The organism is Flavobacterium zubiriense (assembly GCF_041729725.1).
Lineage (GTDB): Bacteria > Bacteroidota > Bacteroidia > Flavobacteriales > Flavobacteriaceae > Flavobacterium > Flavobacterium zubiriense.
Genome location: NZ_JBCFQL010000013.1, coordinates 15,493 through 32,536 on the forward strand (window position 1 = coordinate 15,493; position 17,044 = coordinate 32,536).

General features: G+C 35.4%; 17 protein-coding genes. 3 read left to right on the forward strand and 14 right to left on the reverse strand.

Annotated features, from left to right (window positions below; translation table 11 throughout):
• Positions 1-93: 93 nt before the first annotated feature.
• Positions 94-1,203 carry a glycosyltransferase family 4 protein gene (locus tag AAGV28_RS12385; protein ID WP_373407120.1) on the forward strand — a complete coding sequence of 370 codons (1,110 nt, stop codon included), beginning with the start codon at positions 94-96 and terminating at the stop codon, positions 1,201-1,203.
• Between the two features lie 10 nt (positions 1,204-1,213).
• On the opposite strand, the gene AAGV28_RS12390 is transcribed toward AAGV28_RS12385, so the two are convergent.
• The 8 genes from AAGV28_RS12390 to AAGV28_RS12425 form a co-directional block, all read right to left on the reverse strand.
• Positions 1,214-2,164, reverse strand: coding sequence for a hypothetical protein (locus AAGV28_RS12390; RefSeq protein ID WP_373407121.1), 951 nt, complete (start codon positions 2,162-2,164; stop codon positions 1,214-1,216).
• A 37-nt stretch (positions 2,165-2,201) separates the two neighbouring features.
• A complete protein-coding gene (locus AAGV28_RS12395; protein ID WP_373407122.1) occupies positions 2,202-3,416 on the reverse strand; it encodes a glycosyltransferase in 1,215 nt (404 codons plus the stop codon).
• Between the two features lie 464 nt (positions 3,417-3,880).
• Positions 3,881-6,379: a cation-translocating P-type ATPase gene (locus tag AAGV28_RS12400; protein WP_373407123.1), complete on the reverse strand. Its 2,499-nt coding sequence runs from the start codon at positions 6,377-6,379 to the stop codon at positions 3,881-3,883.
• Between the two features lie 97 nt (positions 6,380-6,476).
• Positions 6,477-6,863: a cytochrome b/b6 domain-containing protein gene (locus AAGV28_RS12405; protein WP_373407124.1), complete on the reverse strand. Its 387-nt coding sequence runs from the start codon at positions 6,861-6,863 to the stop codon at positions 6,477-6,479.
• Positions 6,864-6,872: 9 nt separating this feature from the next.
• Complete coding sequence (locus AAGV28_RS12410; protein WP_373407125.1) at positions 6,873-7,043, reverse strand: hypothetical protein; 171 nt, start codon at positions 7,041-7,043, stop codon at positions 6,873-6,875.
• A gap of 4 nt (positions 7,044-7,047) precedes the next feature.
• Positions 7,048-7,284: a phosphatase PAP2 family protein gene (locus tag AAGV28_RS12415; protein WP_373407186.1), complete on the reverse strand. Its 237-nt coding sequence runs from the start codon at positions 7,282-7,284 to the stop codon at positions 7,048-7,050.
• Positions 7,285-7,290: 6 nt separating this feature from the next.
• Complete coding sequence (locus AAGV28_RS12420; RefSeq protein WP_373407126.1) at positions 7,291-7,797, reverse strand: phosphatase PAP2 family protein; 507 nt, start codon at positions 7,795-7,797, stop codon at positions 7,291-7,293.
• Position 7,798: 1 nt separating this feature from the next.
• Entirely contained in the window at positions 7,799-8,110 is a 312-nt protein-coding gene (locus AAGV28_RS12425) for an efflux RND transporter periplasmic adaptor subunit (protein ID WP_373407127.1), read from the reverse strand.
• A gap of 50 nt (positions 8,111-8,160) precedes the next feature.
• On the opposite strand from AAGV28_RS12425, the gene AAGV28_RS12430 reads away from it, so the two are divergent.
• On the forward strand, positions 8,161-9,081 hold the full coding sequence (locus tag AAGV28_RS12430; protein WP_373407187.1) for a reverse transcriptase domain-containing protein: 921 nt from the start codon (positions 8,161-8,163) through the stop codon (positions 9,079-9,081).
• 163 nt (positions 9,082-9,244) lie between these two features.
• Here AAGV28_RS12430 and AAGV28_RS12435 read toward each other — a convergent pair whose 3' ends face one another.
• From AAGV28_RS12435 to AAGV28_RS12450, 4 genes are read right to left on the reverse strand one after another with little or no spacing between them, the layout of a single operon-like run.
• Positions 9,245-11,986 (reverse strand): cation-translocating P-type ATPase, encoded by a 2,742-nt coding sequence (locus AAGV28_RS12435; protein ID WP_136878590.1) that lies wholly within the window; start codon positions 11,984-11,986, stop codon positions 9,245-9,247.
• Positions 11,987-12,018: 32 nt separating this feature from the next.
• On the reverse strand, positions 12,019-12,702 hold the full coding sequence (locus AAGV28_RS12440) for an exopolysaccharide biosynthesis protein (protein ID WP_136878591.1): 684 nt from the start codon (positions 12,700-12,702) through the stop codon (positions 12,019-12,021).
• A gap of 40 nt (positions 12,703-12,742) precedes the next feature.
• A complete protein-coding gene (locus AAGV28_RS12445) occupies positions 12,743-12,994 on the reverse strand; it encodes a TFIIB-type zinc ribbon-containing protein (RefSeq protein ID WP_068179646.1) in 252 nt (83 codons plus the stop codon).
• Between the two features lie 26 nt (positions 12,995-13,020).
• Positions 13,021-13,305 carry a hypothetical protein gene (locus AAGV28_RS12450; protein WP_068179644.1) on the reverse strand — a complete coding sequence of 95 codons (285 nt, stop codon included), beginning with the start codon at positions 13,303-13,305 and terminating at the stop codon, positions 13,021-13,023.
• Positions 13,306-14,070: 765 nt separating this feature from the next.
• On the opposite strand from AAGV28_RS12450, the gene ltrA reads away from it, so the two are divergent.
• Entirely contained in the window at positions 14,071-15,366 is a 1,296-nt protein-coding gene (ltrA, locus tag AAGV28_RS12455; protein ID WP_373407128.1) for a group II intron reverse transcriptase/maturase, read from the forward strand.
• A 133-nt stretch (positions 15,367-15,499) separates the two neighbouring features.
• On the opposite strand, the gene AAGV28_RS12460 is transcribed toward ltrA, so the two are convergent.
• Together AAGV28_RS12460 and AAGV28_RS12465 are read right to left on the reverse strand one after the other, a co-directional pair.
• Positions 15,500-16,240, reverse strand: coding sequence for a carbonic anhydrase family protein (locus tag AAGV28_RS12460; RefSeq protein ID WP_373407129.1), 741 nt, complete (start codon positions 16,238-16,240; stop codon positions 15,500-15,502).
• 58 nt (positions 16,241-16,298) lie between these two features.
• Complete coding sequence (locus AAGV28_RS12465) at positions 16,299-16,952, reverse strand: DUF2490 domain-containing protein (protein ID WP_136878594.1); 654 nt, start codon at positions 16,950-16,952, stop codon at positions 16,299-16,301.
• Between the last annotated feature and the right edge of the window lie 92 nt (positions 16,953-17,044).

A 17,044-nucleotide genomic window follows, 5' to 3' on the forward strand; every position in this document is an offset into this window, starting at 1 on the left:
AAAAATTAATATTAGTAATCTTTTACAGCTTTTTGTTCAATGAATATGGTGATATTTTTTTCTTAACTCAGCCTCAAAAATTATAATCTCTCTATGTCAATTAAAATATTAAATGTTACATCTATAAAAGAATTAAGAGGTGGAGATGCACAAATGTATACTGTATATAATCTTTTGAAAAACAAAAATGATTTAAAACAGTATATTTTATGTCCTGAAAATTCAGTATTGGCTAAAATTTGCAAGGAGGACAATGTTAACTGCTTTACTTACAAAAAAAATAAGTTTAAACTTCTCAACCTTACTTTTGCTATTATAAAAATTTGTAAAAAAGAATCTATAGATATACTTCACATTCATGATTCATCGGCCTTGAATTCTGGTTTAATTGCAAAAAAGTTTATTAATAAATCAGTTTCATTAATTTTAAGCCGAAAAAGAAATAATAAAATAAAAGACAAATTTCTAAACAGATATAAATACTCTCATCCAAATATTAAAAAGATAATTTGTGTATCAAAAGCTGTTGAAGCAATTTTTGAAAACATTATACCTAATAAGGAACGTTTATTAACTATATACGACTCAATAGATGTGGAGAAATTCACTTCTAAAAATAGCCAAAATCTTTTACACAAAGAATTTGACTTCACTCCAGACACAAAAATAATTGGAAACATAGCTGGTTTAACCAATCAAAAGGATATTTATACTTTTATTGATACAGCAAAAAAAATTAAATCTAAAAACAACTTTACTTTTCCTGTGAAATTTATTGTAGTTGGAGATGGCCCCCTAAAAAAAGATTTAATCGATTATGCCAATATAAATGATTTACAGGAAGACTTATTCTTTACCGGCTATAGAAGCAATATAGCCGATTTATTGCCTGAATTTAATATCTTTCTAATCACTGCAATTACAGAAGGACTACCTCTAACTATTTATGAAGCATTTGCTTCGAAGATTCCTGTGGTAGCAACAAAAGCAGGTGGTATTCCGGAAATTATAATAAATAACGAAACTGGATTTGTAACTGAGTTAAAAAACAGTGACGGCCTTTCAGATTTAGTTATTGAACTTTTAAAAAACCCTGATTTAGAAGAAAAAATAAAAACAAATGCATATAAGTTGGTCAAAGAAAATCATGACTTAAATAATATGCAAAAACATTATTATAATTTTTATAAATCTCTAGTGTAAAAAACTAGAATCAAAATTCAAAAACCTCTGAAATCCAATAATTTATAGAATATTTTTTTAATATTTCAGGAGCAATTTCAACATACTTACCTTCAAAAAAATCTTTTGGAATCTGGTAATTCTCTTCGGTAATCACAAAAATATTATTTGGATTATAAAAATCATAAGTTACAATATCCTGATTATTTGTAATTAATTTTTTACTGTATCCTAAAGCTTCAAAAACACGAAAACTTAAACCAGACTGATTTTTCTTTTGTAAATCTACCAGAGCCAGACTTTCAGACAAAATATTTTTCACTTCAGGTATGGACAAATAACAATCTGAAAATTCTATTAAATCATGAAAAATGGGTTTATCTTTTTTGACTATAAAACGAAAAGCTACATTAATCTCATTTAAATAGTTTGCTAAATTTTCTAAAAAAGGAAATCTTTTGTCGTAAGAAGAAATATTAAAAGCCAAATTAGTAATAGGTTTTTCTTCAATTTTGTCATCATAGATATAATTTGTAAGGAAGGCAAAATTATATTTTTCTACGTCTTTTTTGTCATAACTGTATACAATATCAAAATACTTTAATGTTTTCTTCTGGTTTTTAAAGTTATCAATGCCATCAAATAAATAACATACCAGTTTAGAACTTCTTTCTTTTAAGTACAATAAAGCTGATTTTGAAATCTTATCAGGCCTTATGACTAATATTTGATCAAACGAATTTTTAGAGAGTTGTTCTTTAATATAATCAGTTCTGTTTATTTCTTTCAGACTCGGTAAAGAAAACGCTTTTCTAAAAGCATTTCCAATTCGTGAAAATTTATTTTTATATGAAAAAGGTATTGAATCAATATTAATATATACTAAATCAACATTATCTGCTGCATTCAGTTTAACAGCTAAATAATCAATATAGCCAAATGAGTGTGTCGTAATGATGGCAATTCTTTTATTCTTGAGCATCTTTAAATTTATTTACTATAATAATATTGAAGTTCATTTAATTGAATAAACTTAAAATTTTTGATTCAATTGTAAGAGTAGAAAACGGTTCAATAACTTTTTGAGAATCATTGCTTATTTGTTTCCAAAGTATTTCATTTTCATAAATTGAGATAATATTGTTAACAATTTCCTGCGTATTATTTCCAATTAATAATGCCGCATTTTTACCAAAATCAAATCCTTCAGCACCAATATCGGTTGTAACTAATGGCAAACCGTATTCTAAACTTTGTCCTATTTTACCTTTTATACCTGCACCATAGCGCAATGGCGCTACAAAAACCTTGGAATTTAAAAAATACGGAGCAATATCTTCGATATATCCGAGTATTTTAAATCTTTCAGAATTTAATTTTTCAATAACCTCAGGTACATTACTGCCAATAATATCTATTGAGATATCCGGTTTAGTTTTCCATAATAAAGGCATAATTTCTTCATATAAATACTGCACAGCATCGACATTAGGTTTATGATCTAAACCACCAATGAATAACAAATTCTTACGCTCTTTAAAATTTTTAAATTCAACATTTTCAATATACTGATGAATGTTTCCTATAGCTATTGTTTTTTCGGCATTATCATAATATTCTTTTAAGTTTTGCTTTTCTATTTCTGAGATAACAATGATTTTATCTGCTTTTTGACAATTATCAAGCTCTAAATTCAACATTTTTTTGGCTTTCTTCATAATTTCAGCATTGCCGGACAGCTCAGATTCCCTTTTAAATCTTAAGTAATGAAAATCAACCATGTCAAAAAACATTTTTATTGAAGGTTTGTGTTCTTTAATAATCGGATAATATTTTTTAAAAATTTCTGGTCGATGCAACCATGCGTAGCTTACTTTAGGGAGAATCATTTTTAAAAAATCATTTTTTGTAATCAAATCACCATAATTATCTATTGATGGTTCATACACTATAACACCTAATTCTTTAAAAAATGAAACATACTCTAATTTATAACGATATTCTTTAAAATCTGAAAGTAAAAAAACACCAATTTGATTACCTATTAGCAATTTGATAATTTCAGTTAATCTTCTCGAACCAGAATCCTTGTCATATTCAGGTATTTTGGTGTCAACAATTAAAACATAGTTTTTATATTGCAAATCGTTAATGAAATTGATTTGCTTTTTTGCTTTTTTAAGCTTTTGAGCCAACATTTTTAGCCTAAAATACAACTTAACTGATTTATACATTTTATGCGATTTAATAATATTCTAAATTGAAAATTATCATCAAAGTAACTATTTTAAAAAACAAGAAACTATATAAACTTTCTTTTTTTTGGTAAAAAAGATTAGAATTGCTGAAATCAGCTAATAAAGAGTAGTTTACAAGAACCGAAAGTGGTATCGGTAACGATTTAGTAATGGTGCTTACTGCACTCGCTTTCATCTGATTACCTTGTAAATCATTAATGCAAATGTAATATTAATGGGTAAGGTACACTACTGCTTTACCCTTTTTTTCGTTCAATATGCGAAAAAAGTTCCCCCATAGGGGGCAATCTGTGATATTGGCTTCGATACTATTTCCAAAATTTGGCGTATCAACATTAGTTGCATCTCTGAAACAAATAGTGCGCGTGCAAGATATTCACGGCATATTTTCCTTTGTGGAGGTTTTAAAAGTAATCTCGCCTTGCAAAATCATTTCTTTACTATCTTCTTATTATCCATTTATACATCTCAAACCACAAAACCGAAGCCGCTGCAATTAAAAATGACATTCCTAATTCCGAGATGTTCAATCCGGTTACGTGAAAGAAATCGGCAAAAAGTGGTATATACAATATGGCAAAAAGTAATGCCAACGTGGCTCCGATGATAACTGGAAATAAACGGTTTTTGTATTTGAAGCTGTCAAATATACTATAAACGCGAGAGCGGTTCACCAGGCTCAAAAATATATTGGCAAAAATTAAGGTAGTAAAAACCATTGCTCTTGTAGTTTCTTCGTTGCTTCCTTTTTGAACGGCAAATTGATAAACGAATAATACACCTGCTGTAATTATCAGACCTTGAATAATGCTGATGCTTAATTCTTTCCGGTTCAGAAAGGTTTCTGTCATTTTTCGTGGCTTTTGTAACATTGCATTTTTCTCTATCGGTTCGTTTTCATAGACAATGGAACAGGTTGGTCCCATAATGAGCTCCAGAAAAATAACGTGTACCGGCGTAAAAATATGCGGGTAAATCCAACCTAAAAACAAAGGCAGTGAAACGGTCAGAATAATCGGGATATGAATGGAAATGATGTACTGAATGGCTTTTTTGATATTGGCGTAAATCCGTCGCCCTGCAGCAATTCCTGTAATGAGTTTGTCTAAATCATCGTTGGTAATAACCAGTGAAGCTGCTGCTTTGGCTATTTCTGTTCCTTTGTTTCCCATAGCGACACCAATATGAGCGGCTTTTAGTGCAGGGGCATCGTTCACACCATCACCCAACATAGCCACCACTTCTCCGTTTTGCTTCAAAGCGTTTACCATTGCCAGCTTTGCTTCGGGAAACATCCTTGTAAATAAAGTTGTTGTCTTTGAAAACTCTATCAATTCCGCATCGGAATGATGAATGATTTCAGCACCATTAACAGCCGGAGTATGATTGATAATCCCAGCTTGCCGGGCAATGGCATTTGTGGTGTCAGCATTGTCGCCTGTGATCACTTTTACTTTAATTCCGGCATCGTAAATTTTCCGGAATACCTGCTGGATATTTTTTTTAGGTGGGTCGTAAAATACCGTAAATCCTAAAAAGTCAAAATTGAAATCCTGCTGTTTTTCGGGAAAATTGTTTCCATTAAAATAACATTTGGCAACGCCTAATATCCGGTAACCTTGTTTGCCAAAATCACTAATATGCTGACGCAGTTTGTCTTTTTCGTGTTCCGAAAGATTGGAAACAGCAAGAATGGCTTCGGGAGCACCTTTGGCTGCCACTATTCTTTCGCCTGAATGGTTTTCAAAAAGATGCGTCATCATCGGAGGTTTACCGTCCAACGGATATTCGTGCACCATTTGAAAATCTTTCCGTCGGTCATTCGGTTGAGCTTGCTCATAAATCTGATGAAGTGTTTTTTCCATCGGATCAAACGGAACGGGTTCACTGCTCCACATCGCAAACTCAATGAGTTCGGAAAGTTCGGGTGCATTGAAACGTTCTTCGTCAAAAACCTGATTGGATTTGTAATCGAAAAGGGCTTGCAGTCGCATGGAGTTTTCAGTAATTGTTCCGGTTTTATCTGTACAAATTACAGTAGTGCTTCCCAGTGTTTCTACCACGCTGCTACGCTTGATTATTATACCTTCACGCATTAGTTTCCACGCTCCCAATGCCATAAACGTAGTGAAAGCCACGGGAATTTCTTCCGGTAAAATGGACATTGCCAAAGTCAGCCCGACCAATAGACTTTCTATAATATTCCGTGATTGCCAGAAACTGTATGCCCAAACCATCAGAAAAAACACTATTCCAATAACTGCCATCCATTTTACAAATTTGGTAATCTGGATTTGCAGTGGTGAACGCTCTTCTTTAATCTCCTGAATAGATTTCCCGATTTTCCCCAACTTCGTTTCTGAACCGATTTTTTCTACTTTAAAAACCGCCAGTCCTGAAACTGTCAAAGTACCGCTATATATTTTTCTGTCTTCGGTATCCTGATTTTTAAACACCGAAAAACTTTCTCCTGTAAGAGAGGCTTCATTTACGGAAAAATCATTGCTGTGCACTATTTCACCATCGGCATTAATCATTTTTCCTTCCTCAGTAATGCACAAATCGCCCACGGCAATTTCGTGGGTAGGAATTTGTATTACTTTTGAATTTCGGATAACCGTGCTAAGCGGTTCGTTCAGTTTTTCCAGTGCTTCCAGTGCCTTTTTGCTGCGATTGTCCTGATAGAATGAGATGCCTGAAACAGCTATGATTGCTCCAAACATAAAAGCCGCTTCGGAATAATTGCCCACAGTCACATAGATAACAGCCACTGCAATGAGTAAAAGCAACATCGGTTCTTTGAGAATAGCCAATAACATATTGTACCAGGTATTCTTTTTTATACTGTCTGAGTGGTTATAACCAAATTTACTTTGGGAAATTTTTACATCTTCTTCCGAAAGACCTGTGAGATGTTTTGGGATATTATAGGTTGTCATAATTTTTAATTTTAGATGATTAGTTTCAAGTATTGAAACTGCTTTTGGAATAACTAAATTAGTAGGTTACCAATTATTTTTTTTATGAATTATCTATTTAATCTCCGCCAATCATTTTTGACGTTATTCCCTTTTTGCCTGTTAATTCTGCTATAACAATTCCTGTAATGTGTACCAATATAAAAATCGGAAACCAGTATATCGCCAGCTTATGTACGGTTTCCATAGGCTCTTTCCATTCCCCGTTACCCCATTTGAGATAAAATCCGGTGATACCGGCAATAATGGCAAACACATAAAATAATATATATGTCATCCCTTGCAGACGTTCTTTTATGGACTGTGTTCCGATAAAAGGATTGGGGAAACGAACTCCTTTCATCAACATATAAGCAATCCTCATTAAGAAGATGAAAATGATGACATACGATGCGTATTCGTGCCATTGCCACATAGGATTAAGAATATCATTAACTATAGTCATTGTCTGTTCCTACGTCATCACTCCGGGAGCATCCTGCTCGATGACCGCAACAATGGGCTTTCTACCCATCCATTGCATTCTTAAAAATCCGGTGATGAACAGTACGGTCATCAGAAGTCCCAATGACCAGTGCAATATTCTATGAGTTACAGTAAACTCTTTCTTAATAATTGTTTTCATTGTTTTAAAATGTTTTAATAATTGTAAGTCCAACAGTTTTGGATTGATAGAAAGGAACAACAGACAATGCTTCCCTTTCTTCTTTCGACGAAAACCATTTCGATGTGAGAGGAAACAGCCAATAGGCAATCTCGGTGGACAAGATACCAATACCTGCCCCCGCAACAATATCACCGACCCAATGCTTATCGTTGAACACCCTGTATATTCCTGTCATAGCTGCCAGAGGATACCCTGATATGCTAAGTCAGAAATTACTGTCCTTATATTCCCTGAACATAAAATGGGCTGATGAGAAAGCCGTAGCCGTATGTCCGGAAGGGAAAGAAAAATTATTGGAACCATCGGGGCGTTCTTCGCCTACGAATTGTTTTGTGGGCAATACCAATGCTGCAGAGATTAATTGAGACGTAGCATAGATAATGGTTCTATCTTTAAAATTATGTTTTCCTTTAACTCCGGCAAGATTAAGTCCATATACCGCTGCTGCCGGAGCATATTGCATATAATTGTCTATGGTTGCTCCGGCAATGATATGTTCCCGTGTTTCGTAGCGTGTGGACTGGTTCAATGACTTTAAATCATCAGACATCAAACTCAATGCTCCGTATGAAATCAAAACAGAAGGAACGATCAGTTTCTTTGCCGAAAATTTATACGCTTTATCTTCAATGCTTAATGTGTCTTTGCCTACTGTTTGAGCTTTTAAGCTCAACGCATACAAGAAAGTAATCAATAACAATATAGGTTTCATCTTAATCTTCTGCTTTATTTTTCAATGCCATTAACAATGTATAGGCTCCTTTTTGGGCGATTTTTTTACCGCTTAATTGGTTTTCATTGACAATCTCTATCCAGCCATCTCCAGAGGAACCGATTTCTACTGCTGTCATTCTGAAACTGTTCTTTTCCAGTACTTCAAAGACATAATGTTTTCCTTCAAAAGTCACAACGCTTTCCTCCGGAATTGCTAATGCTTTGATTTCGGGTATGGGAACTTCGGCATTCATATAAAGACCAGGAATAAGTTTTGCGTTGTTTTCCGTGAAATGGGCGTGAACCTCCACCGCCCCGTCTTGGAAAATATTTTTACCGATTAGAATGATTTCGCCTCCATATTTCTTCTCCGGATTGCTGTTGGTGTATTGACCTGAAAAACTTCTTTGATGAAGTTGACCATTGTTTATTACTGAATTTAATCTACAAAAAAGTGAAATGCAAAGCTACGATGCAACTGATACGCAAATGGCTCAGAGCACCGATTAAAATCAACGGAAAGCTACAAAAGAGAAGAAAAGGCGTTCCGCAAGGAAGTCCTTTAAGTCCATTATTGTCGAACATTCTACTGCATCAATTGGATAAGGAAATGACTCGAAGAGGACATAAATTTGTGCGTTATGCGGATGATTTTAGTATCTATTGCAAAAGCCACAATCAAGCCAAAGCTACTAGAGTGGTAATTGAAAAGTTTCTGAAAAACAAACTCAAATTAACTATAAATGAAGAAAAGAGCGGGATTAGAAAACCAATCAACTTCACAATTTTGGGTTTTGGATTTGTGTCTACGTACGAGAAAGGAAGCAAGAATCAATACCAACTCATTGTATCGGAAAAAGCATGGAAGAAACTAAAAGAACGACTTAAAACAATCACTCGAAAAACTACACCTGCCACCTTTGAAGAGCGTATTGCCAAGATAAAAGAAGTGCAACGAGGATGGTTAAACTATTTTCAAGGCACAAGTATTTTAGGTAAATTAAGCGATTTAGACGGTTGGCTACGAAACCGACTGCGCTACTGCATTTGGCATCATTGGAAAAAACCCGAAAGGAAAAGGAAAAACCTGATTCGATTAGGTGTAGACCAAGACCATGCCTACGCTTGGAGCAGAACGAGAAAAGGTGGTTGGGCAATAGCAAAAAGTCCTATTTTAGGCACTACCATTACTTTACAACGCTTGAAGAAAAGAGGTTATATTTCCTTAACCGAATTACATTTACAGCTTAACCCATCTCTTTGCGAACCGCCGAGTACGTGACCCGTACGCTCGGTGGTGTTTGAAATAAGTGTTTATTTTTTATAGGTATTTCAAGATATCGCTTCGCTAAGTTGAGAGGCGCACTCCGTCAGTTTCTGGCGGAGCCGTCTACTCGATTACCCAACGTCATTTTTTTATTTTTAAATTCATTATTAAAACATTATTAACTCTCTTTTTTCTTTTTATTTAACAACTCTCTTAGAATCCATTTTTCGATACTAATTACAACAAAAATCAATGAACCAGCTACAAACGAAATAAATAAACCTTTCCCATCGAGAGACGCTGTTCCAAACACTTTTTGCATAAACGGGGTGTATAAAAACATTGCTTGCAGAAGCATTATTGACCCAATACCCAAAAAGATAAAGCCATTACTGAAAAGACCAATTTTAAAAACCGATTCTTTCAGAGACCTACAGTTTATCAAATAAAATATTTGGAAAAATATAATAAATGTTACTGCTATACTTTGGGAACGAGCCAACGCATCTGTTTGTGCCATTCCGGTTGAAAGTGAATAAGAGTACTCCCAGCTAAAAAGCACGATAGTTCCAACTGTCATAAGTATCGAAACAAAAAACACCCTAAAAGTTACAAATCCGTTGAAAAGAGCTTCATCGGGTTTACGAGGGGGACGGTTCATTACATTAGGTTCTTTTACTTCGAATGCAAGCGGCAAAGCCAATGCTATGGCTGCAACCAAGTTTATCCACAACAATTGTACTGGCAACATAGGAAGCAATAGTTCTTTCGTTATAGGATTAAAAGGAAAGAATATAATGCCATAAATCAATATAAATGCAAGTCCCAAGTTGGTTGGAAGCAAGAATGCGAGAGACTTTAGCAGATTGTCGTAAACCCTTCGCCCTTCTTCAACAGCTGCTGCTATACTCGAAAAATTATCATCGGCAAGTACAATGTCTGCAGATTCTTTCGACACAGAAGTTCCGGTAATTCCCATCGCAACACCAACATTTGATTGCTTGAGCGATGGGGCATCGTTTACGCCATCACCGGTCATTGCAACAACATCATTGGCTTTTTGCAAGGCTTTTACCAAACGAAGTTTGTGTTCGGGGGCTACACGGGCAAAAATATTGGTTGATTGTATGGTTTTATCAAGTTCAGCATCGCTCATTTTCGACAAATCCACTCCTGTTACAACAGTCCCATTGGCCGAGAGGTTTAATTCCATGCCAATAGCACGTGCTGTGGCATGGTGGTCGCCAGTAATCATTTTTACTGTTATTCCCGCATTATGACATGCTTTTATAGCTTCGATTGCTTCGGTGCGTGGCGGGTCAATCATACCTATCAAGCCGATAAACTCAAATCCGTTTTCAATATCATCTACCGATATTTCATCACTTTTACTTTGAGTTTTTTGAGCTATGGCAAGCACTCGCATCCCTTTCGAACCAAGCAATTCTATTTGAGAAATAATCTTTTGTGTATCCAAGTTTACACCACCAACATGTGTTGAACAACGTTTTAGCACAACCTCTGGTGCCCCTTTAAGAATAATATTGTCGTTAAGGGTTGCCATGTATTGCTTTTCAGAGTCGAAAGGCACAACATCTTTTCTTGGTATTTCCTGACGTAAACCATCAATTGAAATCCCCGCTTTTGCAGCTGCAACGACCAAAGCAACCTCGGTAGGGTCGCCCGAGATACTGTATTCGTTTGCGGTATAAAGCACATTTGCATCACTACAAAGCACAGCTTTTTTAAGCAAAAGCAACATATCTTCGGGTAAAGCTGCTAGTTCAGCATTGTTTTGTTTGAAAACACCAGCTTTATGATAACCAACACCTGTTACTTGTATGCTATAGTTATAGTTCCACAATTCACTTACAGTCATTTCGTTTCGTGTAAGTGTTCCAGTTTTATCAGAGCAAATAACAGTTGTACTTCCTAAAGTTTCAACCGCAGGAAGTTTACGAATAATGGCGTTTCGTTTTGCCATACGTTGTACCCCAATGGCAAGGGAAATGGTAACAACAGCCGGGAGACCTTCAGGGATAGCACCAACTGCCAAAGCTATTGCAAAAATTAAGCTTTCTTTAAGTGCATCGAACAATAATACCCCTTGCCCCAATGCACGGTATGTTCCAATAAACATAATAATTGCAGTGATAGCAACAATACCAATGGTTAAGTATTTGCCAATAACACCTAACTTTTTTGTTAATGGCGTATCTAAATCAACGGTTTCGTTAAGCATATCGGATATTTTACCAAGTTCGGTATCCATACCCGTTTTTACAACCACTGCCGTAGCAGTGCCTGAAACTACTAAAGTGCCACTATATACCATACATTTTCTGTCGCCAATTACAGCATCGGGAGTTACAGCTTCGGTAGTTTTTTGAGACGGCACCGATTCTCCTGTTAAAGCAGCTTCTTCTACTTGTAGGTTTTTTTGCTGTATTATCCTCATGTCGGCAGGGATGCGGTCGCCGGCAGCCACCTGAACAATATCGCCGGGAACAATCTCAGAAACAGGTATGGTTATTATATTGCCATTTCGAATTACTGTAGCATTTTCGGGAACCATGTTACTTAGAGCTTCAATGGCTTTACCTGCTTTGTATTCCTGAATAAAGCCAATAATTGAGTTTACTACCACTACGGCAAGCACTACCATTCCATCGGTAATTTTACCCAATGCGGTAGCCAACGTGCTTGAACCAATTAAAACCCAAATCAATGGATTGTTAATTTGCCGCCAAAGCACTTTTAAAATGCCATCTTTATTTTTACGTTTAAGTTCGTTTGCTCCGTACTTTTGACGTCTTGTTTCTACTTCTTCTAATTCAAGCCCTTGTAATGAACTCTCAAAATTTTCAAGAACCTCTTTATAGTCAATGACATGCCATTTCCCGCTTTCGTTTTTTACCATCTTTGAGAACAAATAAGTTTGTTAATAAAAATTCACATTGTAATGCTTTCAACTATTTTTTTAAAAGCTAAAATTATAGTCGAAAAAAATAATCCAAAATATATAAAAGCTCCCAAAACGGAAAAATATCCAAGAAGAATTATAATTCCGTCTTTCTGAATAATTCCTATTGATAGAAAAAGAATAATTAATGCCGGCAAAGTATTACTAAAGGGCATTAGTCCTAAAGGTATCATTAGCAAAATAGAACCAAACAAAATCAAAAAACCATTGATTTTATTTGCAATTTTGTTACATGTTATGAGTCTAAAACGATGCGGCTTGCTTATTTTTTCTAAAAAATAAAACCACTTTAACCCTTTGTTTAAAGCAGTGCGTAACTTTTCCGATGGGAATGACTTGTTTTTTATAGAAGAAGGTAACCACAAACTTTTATTTAAGAAATTACTTATTCCTATAAAAAAAATTATGCCTCCAAAAACAGTACTAATACCAGGTATTGACACTGGAATTAGAAATATTATAGATAATATTGATGCAAATATTAATAAACCGTCGTTTCCTAATAGGTTTATTATTTCAGATAATGTCAGATTTCTGTCAGGTATTTTACTAATTATTTTTTTTACTTTTTCTAATAATGTATTGTCAAAAAAATCATCTTTTTTCAAAAAGACAACTAATTCTCTATTTTTAACTTGCAACTCTTGTGACATAAAAATAAATTATTTCCAAACAGATTCAATAGAATTACTTTTAAAAGTCAAAAAGCTCTCCTAAGAGTCCTTTCTTTTTTTTGTAACGATAATCATTGTCCCTTGAATGATATTGCTTGCCATGAAACATATCGTCTTGTGGGATTTTAAGATTTTGAGTTGTCCGTTCAATGATTTTATCAAGTTCACCGCGGTCAAGCCAAACACCTCGGCATTCAGGACAGTAGTCAATCTCTATTCCGTTACGGTCTGTCATAACCAGATTTACATCTTTGCAATTTGGACATTTCATTTTTTTAGTATTTAGTTGGTTAATAATTATTTGCTTAAAGGTTTTGTAACTTTATTAACTACAGAATCAAGTTTAGTGGATGATTTCTGTATAAGTGAATCAAGTTTTATTACCTTTTGATGTTCTTTATCGATTAGCGAATCGAGAGTTAGAACTTTATCGACCTCTTGGTTTAGCAATGAGTCTAATGATTCTGTTTTTTTTAGTAACTGTTCCATCTTTTCGTCAACTTTTTTGCTTACATCGCTGCAAGAAAAAAATGTAATCGAAAAGAATGCTAGAAAGATGCTTATTTTCAAAACTTTTCCCATAATTGTGTTTTTTTAGTGTTTCTCAAAAATACTTAATTTATAGTTTTATTTATACGCTGTCCATTTCTTTATTATGTTGGGTAACGTTTTGTGGCTTGCTTTCAGTGGCGTTGCACCAACACCAAGCCATTGCAAATATTTAAATTAAACAACTTCGCCATTTCAAAAATTCCCGAAGCCAGCCATATTTTTAAACCGCTGTGTGTGCCCTGCATATGCAGGACACACCCCGAAAGCTTTTCAAATAGTTCAAAAATACAAATTTAGTTTTACGAACCAAGTTTTCGGGGTGTTATTTTTCCAGAGGGTGCAAGTTCCTTACGAGCGGATTGAAATCCCGAATCGTTAGCACGTCGCAAGCTGGTTTATCGTGAGATATGCAGTGAAGGAAGCGAAACGGCAAAAGTCTGTACCGACGAACAGAAAGTACATAAGAGGCATAGCAATAAGGATGAGTATCCACAGCAATACGAAGTCCAAAACAGTGTTCTGAACATGCTATTAAATCAGATTATTGTTATGTAGATGTACCGGTGATAGACTGAAGGAAAAAGCATTTACCAGGGGAGGTCTTGGCGATTACGAGTTAATCAAGCCAAGAAGTCAGCAGAGGTCATAGTACTTGAAGGCAAACGAGGTGTAAATAGAAACTGCATAGGACTCACAAACAAGGAAGGACTGAACGTAAAGAGGTTTTCAATAAGTAACGGAATCTCGCCAAGGCGGATAGCCTTACTTAACGAAAACAGGTTAAAACAAGCTAAAATGATAACAAGAGTAGTACAACCGTTTCATCTTCACAAAGCATTGGAACACGTGATTGCCAATAAAGGCAGTGCGGGTGTTGATGGTGTTTCTATCCGAGAACTCCGCAAGGTGTTTTCAGAAAAGAAACTACAACTGATTGAAGCAATCAAACAAGGCAACTATCAAGTACAACCCATTTTAGGTATTGAAATTCCGAAAGGAAATGGGAAAACCCGATTATTGGGCGTTCCCACCACTACAGAGCGTGTCTTGCAACAAGCTGTAGCACAAAACCTTGCACCACTTTTTGAACCCGAATTTAGTAATTACAGCTATGGATTTAGACCACACAAGAACGCCCGACAAGCCGTTGGACAATCTCGGGATTACATCCATTCAGGATTAAACCACATTGTGGATATTGACCTGAAAAACTTCTTTGATGAAGTTGACCATTGTTTATTACTGAATTTAATCTACAAAAAAGTGAAATGCAAAGCTACGATGCAACTGATACGCAAATGGCTCAGAGCACCGATTAAAATCAACGGAAAGCTACAAAAGAGAAGAAAAGGCGTTCCGCAAGGAAGTCCTTTAAGTCCATTATTGTCGAACATTCTACTGCATCAATTGGATAAGGAAATGACTCGAAGAGGACATAAATTTGTGCGTTATGCGGATGATTTTAGTATCTATTGCAAAAGCCACAATCAAGCCAAAGCTACTAGAGTGGTAATTGAAAAGTTTCTGAAAAACAAACTCAAATTAACTATAAATGAAGAAAAGAGCGGGATTAGAAAACCAATCAACTTCACAATTTTGGGTTTTGGATTTGTGTCTACGTACGAGAAAGGAAGCAAGAATCAATACCAACTCATTGTATCGGAAAAAGCATGGAAGAAACTAAAAGAACGACTTAAAACAATCACTCGAAAAACTACACCTGCCACCTTTGAAGAGCGTATTGCCAAGATAAAAGAAGTGCAACGAGGATGGTTAAACTATTTTCAAGGCACAAGTATTTTAGGTAAATTAAGCGATTTAGACGGTTGGCTACGAAACCGACTGCGCTACTGCATTTGGCATCATTGGAAAAAACCCGAAAGGAAAAGGAAAAACCTGATTCGATTAGGTGTAGACCAAGACCATGCCTACGCTTGGAGCAGAACGAGAAAAGGTGGTTGGGCAATAGCAAAAAGTCCTATTTTAGGCACTACCATTACTTTACAACGCTTGAAGAAAAGAGGTTATATTTCCTTAACCGAATTACATTTACAGCTTAACCCATCTCTTTGCGAACCGCCGAGTACGTGACCCGTACGCTCGGTGGTGTTTGAAATAAGTGTTTATTTTTTATAGGTATTTCAAGATATCGCTTCGCTAAGTTGAGAGGCGCACTCCGTCAGTTTCTGGCGGAGCCGTCTACTCGATTATAGCCAGTTTTCTCCTACAAAAATGTTACTTCACCAGTATCCATATCGTAAACAGCTCCAACAATTTTGATTTGTCCACTGTCTTCCATTTCTTTTAAAATTGGACTATTTTGTCTGATTTGTTCGATGGTATTTTTTACATTACTCTCACATACTTGATGCACGAACTCTGGATTACCTGATGTACGGTCGCCTTCGTAAGTAACTTTCTCAACTGCTGGACGAATTTTAGATAACATTGCAGTGATGTTGCCCAACTTTACATCATCAATGGCAGATTTTACTGCTCCACAATGTTCGTGTCCAAGTACAAGAATAACTTTTGCACCTGCTACTTTGCAACCAAATTCCATACTTCCAAGTAAGTCTTCGTTTACAAAATTACCTGCAACTCTGCCAACAAAAATGTCTCCAATCCCTCTGTCGAAGACATCTTCAACAGGTACTCGACTGTCAATGCAAGAAAGTACAACTGCCTTTGGAAACTGGCCACTAGCAGTTTTTCTTACTTGTGCCGAATGGTCTCTGGCAGTAATATCATTATTTACAAACCTTTCGTTACCTTCTTTGAAAGTCTGAATGATTTGGTCTGGAGTAAGAGCGTCCCTTTGCTCTTTGGTTAGCACTTCTTGTACCAATGCTTTGGCTTGATTCACTGCTGATTCATTTGCCGAGGTCTCACTCGGTTTTGGGTTGTTACAAGCTGTTAAAAAAGCGAGAGCAAGCCCTGGAATGATTAAAAACTTTTTTGTCATTATGTTTATTGTTTAATTTTGCCTACTTTGTAAAACGGTGTTCGGCTTTTCCGTTTTTTTAAAAGTTTACGAATGTTATTAGATTCAATTGGTTTCTTGACACACTGTTAGTTGTTTGATTCATTACGCCAATTTCTGTTCGTACAGTTTTGGAAAACCTATATCCAACACCACCATAGAATCGATTGCGGTCAAAAAAGTTTTGCTCTGTATTCACGAAAATTTCATTGTAAATCGAAAGATAAACAGTCTTGTCCTGCATTTGTTTGTGATTCAAGGCAATGTTTGTAGACAAGAAGTATCTTAACCGAAGTCTAAAATCATCTTCAAAAAATCGTTGTTCAAAACGATAGCGGTGTTGTAATGAAATTCGACCAAAACTCTGTCTGGTGATGAACTGTTGATAAATTCTGTGCTCATTGAAGTTAGCCTTATTCTCAGTACCTGCAATGTAGGGTTCGCTATAAATAAAACCGTAACCAAGATGAATGTTGTTATTATTTTCTGTTAGGTTGTAGCCGATACCTGTTCTTAAAAGTAATTGTTCAGTGTCCCCAATAAAGTTGAAGTTTCGGTACTGTACTTCGTGATGCCAGTTCCAACGATTGTCTATTTTTTTGTCGCCAAAATAGATTAACCAGTTACCAAAGTCGCTTTGTTGAGCCATCAAGGTCAATGGAAAAAAGGCTAATAGTGTTAAAATTCTCTTCATTCTGTGTCTGTTTTAAAATTGGCTATAACGTCAGTCTGTGAAAAAAGTACACAAACTCCTTTCAAATATAGTTAATATTTCATAAATTCATA